Origin of the sequence: Halorubrum sodomense, from assembly GCF_900111935.1 — an archaeon.
In the GTDB taxonomy this organism is placed as follows: Archaea; Halobacteriota; Halobacteria; order Halobacteriales; family Haloferacaceae; genus Halorubrum; species Halorubrum sodomense.
The window spans coordinates 1-4,491 of the sequence record NZ_FOYN01000007.1 but is presented as its reverse complement, the minus strand read 5'-3'; the positions used below and the strand labels follow the sequence as shown (position 1 = coordinate 4,491).

The 4,491-nt window shown below is 65.2% G+C and carries 5 protein-coding genes; 4 read left to right on the top strand and 1 reads right to left on the bottom strand.

Annotation, left to right across the window (positions count from 1 at the left end):
- Positions 1–360 precede the first annotated feature (360 nt).
- The 4 genes from BM286_RS15030 (at position 361) to BM286_RS15355 (ending at position 3,940) form a co-directional block, all read left to right on the top strand.
- A complete protein-coding gene (locus BM286_RS15030; protein WP_092924382.1) occupies positions 361–1,059 on the top strand; it encodes a P-loop NTPase family protein in 699 nt (232 codons plus the stop codon).
- Complete coding sequence (locus BM286_RS15025) at positions 1,059–1,316, top strand: hypothetical protein (RefSeq protein WP_092924380.1); 258 nt, start codon at positions 1,059–1,061, stop codon at positions 1,314–1,316. The genes BM286_RS15030 and BM286_RS15025 overlap by 1 nt, the downstream gene beginning before the upstream one ends.
- Positions 1,317–1,319: 3 nt before the next feature.
- A complete protein-coding gene (locus BM286_RS15020) occupies positions 1,320–3,506 on the top strand; it encodes a type B DNA-directed DNA polymerase (protein ID WP_092924377.1) in 2,187 nt (728 codons plus the stop codon).
- A 161-nt stretch (positions 3,507–3,667) separates the two neighbouring features.
- Complete coding sequence (locus BM286_RS15355) at positions 3,668–3,940, top strand: hypothetical protein (protein ID WP_143103903.1); 273 nt, start codon at positions 3,668–3,670, stop codon at positions 3,938–3,940.
- A 7-nt stretch (positions 3,941–3,947) separates the two neighbouring features.
- Here BM286_RS15355 and BM286_RS15015 read toward each other — a convergent pair.
- Positions 3,948–4,491 (bottom strand): IS5-like element ISHla3 family transposase (locus tag BM286_RS15015; protein WP_092923882.1); only part of this gene is annotated, 544 nt, incomplete at its 5' end.

The window sequence follows — 4,491 nt, the reverse complement described above, 5'->3', positions numbered from 1 at the left end:
TCGTCGAGATAGTAGCCAGAGAAGAGGCTGGAGTTCCGGTAGGGACCGCTTCCGAGCGTCGCTTGGCTCATTGAATATCAAACCCACACGTCAGCGCGATTAAATAGATGACGGAGAAACTCACAGATTCCGAACGGTTGCGAGCCGACGCCCTAGGCAGCGACTCGCACCGGCTTTTGTTTCGCGTCGCCATCGTCGCCGAACGCGTCACTGAACACCAGCACAGTGTCCCGATTTCAACGGTTTCGGTAGTACAGTTCCGGTGATCGCGATCCGCCGCCTCCGGCCGCCCTCGGCACTTCCACTTTCACCGCCCGTCCATGGCTCACCCCTTTTAGGTATCTCCCCGTCGCGACTACCATGCCAACTCGCTCCCGACGACCGACGGCCGATCTCCCGGACCTCGCGCCGGGCGTCACGCTCGTCGACGTCGACGACGAACTCGGAGTCACGCCCGTCCAAGCGCTCCTGCTCGACCGCGTCCTCGGCGCCGACGGCCCCGCGTTCTGGGTCGACGGCGCGAACAGGGCGAACACGAGCCGGCTCCGCGAACTCGCCCCGGCCGATCGCGTCCTCGACCGCATCGAGGTCGCTCGCGGGTTCACGGCGCACCAGCACACCTCGCTGCTCGACCGATTATCCGGCCGGCTCTCCGCCCGGGAGTCGCCCTCGGTCGTGGTCGCGACCGGACTCGACGGCATGTACCGCGCCGCCGACGTCGACGACGACACCGCCGAGCAGCTGTTCATCCGCGCGATCGCGTCGATCGCTCGCGTCGCCCGCGTCCACGACACGCCGGTCCTCGTGACGCGGTGCCGCGACGACGCGTTCTCGACGCCCCTCCGCCGCGCCGCGGAGACGCACCTCCAGTGCCGGAAGACGCCCTTCGGCCCGCGCTTCGAGGACGCCGACGGCGACGCGGAGACGCTCGTCTACCACACCGACGACGGCTGGCTCCAGACGACGCTCGCGTACTGGCAGGAGGTCCTCGAACACCGCGCCCGGATGTACGAGGGAGCGACCGTCGACCGCGCCCCGGCCACGGCGGGCATCCAGTAATGGGGCGGACGAACCCGACGTACCGGGACCAGTTGGGTGCTATCGAAGACGACTGGCGCCCGTTCCGACGCGTCCTCCGCCGGCAGGACAAGCCCCGATTCGACCGGCTGTTCGTGTACGCTCGCGACCACGCCGACGCCGCGGGGAACCTCAACCCCGCCGACCCGCTGGCGCCGATGTGGATGGCGATCGCGCTCGAACAGGAGCGCCGGATCGCCGAACTGGAAGCACAGGTGGAGTCGCTCACCGAGGCGTAGCCCGTGACGCTCACGCTGGAGTACCTCGGTGACGGCCGCGTCGCCCGATGGACGCTCACCCCGGACGGCGCCGCTCGCGAGATCCACGAGAACCACCACCCGACGCTCTTCGTCGGTGACTCCGCGGGTGACCTCTACGGTCGATCGGGCGGTCCGGACCCGACGCCGCCGTCTCGGGACGGGCTCTCGGACGCGCTCCAAGACCTCTGGTCCTTCCTCGACGGACAGGAGGCTGTCGAGCGGCTCAGCGTCGAGGCCCACCGGCAGACGTTCCGGACCGACGCCCGGCCGCTGCTCCGCGTCGACGCCGCCTCGATCGACGCGGTCCGGCGCCTCGCGAGCCGTATCGAACAGTTCGGCCAGCCCGACACCTACACCTGCTACAACGTCGATTTTACCCGCCAGCTTCGCTTCTGCCTGGAAACAGACACGCCTGCCGGTCCGGACCGCTCGGTGCGCGACCTGCGGACGCTCCACCTCGATTTACCCCAGCAAGAGTCGGGCATCGAGTCGCTGCCGCAGCTCGCCGTCGACGGTGACCGAGTCGGGTCGTCGCCCGCCGAGACCGTCGCCGGCGTTCAATCGGCGCTCGACGAACGCGAGCCCGATGTCCTGGTCGTCTCGACGGCGGACCTCGTGCCGCTACTGTTCGAGGCGGCCGACGCCTACGGCGTCGATCTCGAACTGGGTCGACGGGAGGGCTACACGAAGCTCGCCGGCGAGTCGACGTACACCTCCTACGGCAACGTGGGGCACTCGCCGGCCCGGTACTCGGTCCCCGGACGCGCCATCATCGACGAGTCCAACTCGTTCTTCTACCACGAGTCCGGGTTGGAGGGTTGTCTCGACCTCGTCGAGCGCTCCGGACTTCCGCTACAGGAACTCGGGTGGGCGTCCATCGGGCGAGTACTGACAGCGATGCAGATCCGAGAAGCGAGGGACCGCGACGTGCCCGTGCCGTGGCGAGCGTGGCGCCCGGAACTGTTCAAGCGGGCGTCGACGCTCGACGACGCCGACCGCGGCGGCACGACGTTCGCTCCCGACGTCGGGGTCCACGAGGACGTTCACGAACTCGACTTCGCCTCACTGTATCCCAACATCATCCGCACCCGGAACATCTCGCCCGAGACCGTCCGCTGTGGGTGCTGCGACAGCGAAGACGTGCCGGGGCTCGGCTACTCCGTCTGCGATCGGGACGGCTACCTGCCGGAGGTCCTCGGTCCGCTAATCGACGCCCGGAGCGAGGTCAAAGCACAGCTGCCCGACGCGGACGGCGACGAACGCGAGCGACTGGAAGCGGCCTCCTCTGCGATCAAGTGGATCCTCGTGTCCTGCTTCGGGTATCAGGGCTTCTCGAACGCCAAATTCGGCCGCATCGAGTGCCACGAGGCGATCAACGCCTACGCTCGCGAGCTCCTCCTCGACGCGAAGACCGCACTGGAGGCAGCCGGCTGGCACGTGGTACACGGCATCGTCGACTCCATCTGGGTGACTCCCGCCGACGGTCGCGAGCAGCGCCCCCTGGAAGAGGTCGCAGCCGAGATCAGCGCGGAAGCGTGTATCGAGTTGGAGTACGAATGCGCGTTTGAGTGGGTCGCGTTCTGTCCGATGCGAAACTCCGAGTCGGGAGCGCTCACTCGGTACTTCGGCAAGCGCCGCGGCGAGGATTACCCCGAGACAGGACTCGGCGACGCGGTCAAGACACGAGGCATCGAGGGTCGACAGCGCTCGACGCCGGAATGGGTCGAAGAGGTCCAGAGCGAGGCGCTCCGCGTGTTCGACGAGACGCGCTCTCCGGAGGCAGTGTGCGACGTACTCCGGCGGCACCTCCGGGAACTACGAGAGGGGACGGTCGACCCGAACGCGCTCGTCGTTGACAATCGCGTGTCGAAAGACGTCGACGACTACTCGATGGAGACACTCACCGTCGCAGCGCTGAAGCGGGCGCAAATCGAGGGCGCGGGACTCGCCCCGGGACAGACCGTCCGGTACGTGGTCGTTGACGCCGACGCACGGGGCGCGTCGCGGGTCAGATTGGAGTTCGAAGACGTACCACGGTACGACGACGCGTGGTACGAGGACACCGCTGTGCGCGCCGTCGAGAGCGTGTTGTCGGCGGTCGGCTGGCGCGAGGGAGCGATCCGGCAGTACCTCAGTGAGACGAGAGACGAGACGCTAGCGAGCTTCTGAGAACGGCTACCTGAGTACTGCGCCCCTCTGAGCAGAGCTGAGCTTGCGCTGCCTCGATCACCAGCCGATGCGTGCTGAATCAGTCGCCATCAATCTGCTCTCACTTGCGTCGACATGTGGTTTTGTATTCGATCGGTTACTTTGAGTGAATAAGTAGGAGAATGACATCCACACAAGATCTTCTTGAGCGTGCTGAGGAGGCGGAGAATCAAGCTTGCCAAGCTGAGGAAACGCTCGAAGAAGAGCTAATAATTGACGAGTCGACCGAAGATATCGAGAGCGCCGTTCATGGAGCACTTGTGGAGAATGACCTGGAAGAAACCTACTCACACTTCACACAGTCCCTTGAGAGAGCACTGCGGATCCGCGCTGAGGTTTATTTAATCCAGCAGTCTACAGAAGGACTCGAATCTGCTGTGTTGAATAGATGCTGAGTCACGGTTACAGCGGCTCACACAGTGGTTCTATGTTGGTAATGGCGAACATCAAGACGATTTCACGGAACTGCCGATACCAGCCAAGCGCTCGCACGGCATCGCCGAGCGAGCGCTTGGTTGTCGAGTAGGATGTTTCGGCCATCCACCGCTGAGAGTAGCCCTTTGCCCGGTTCAGAGCGTTTTTCGCGGCTGCGTTCGCTGACGAGCCGCGATAATGAACGAGGTAATCGATGTCGTGTGCGGCGATTTCGTACTCGGTGTGCCAGTCTTGGAAGCCGTTGTCGGCGGCGACGGACTGCAGGTCGTCCGCGTTTCGGCGGACGACCTGCGGTCCCGTCTTCGTGTCATGCTTCCACCGCGCTGTGATGTGAACGTCGAGAACAGCTAGTGATTCCACATCAGTCAATGTCGTCACTTTCAGCGTCTGTATCGTCCGTCCTGCCCGCTGGCGAAAGTACGAGGAGGCACGTCGCCGGTCGAAGAACGTGCTGTCGAGCGCAGCGTGTCCGGACTGCGGGTGCTGCTGCGCGGAAACGCGCAGCAGCGCC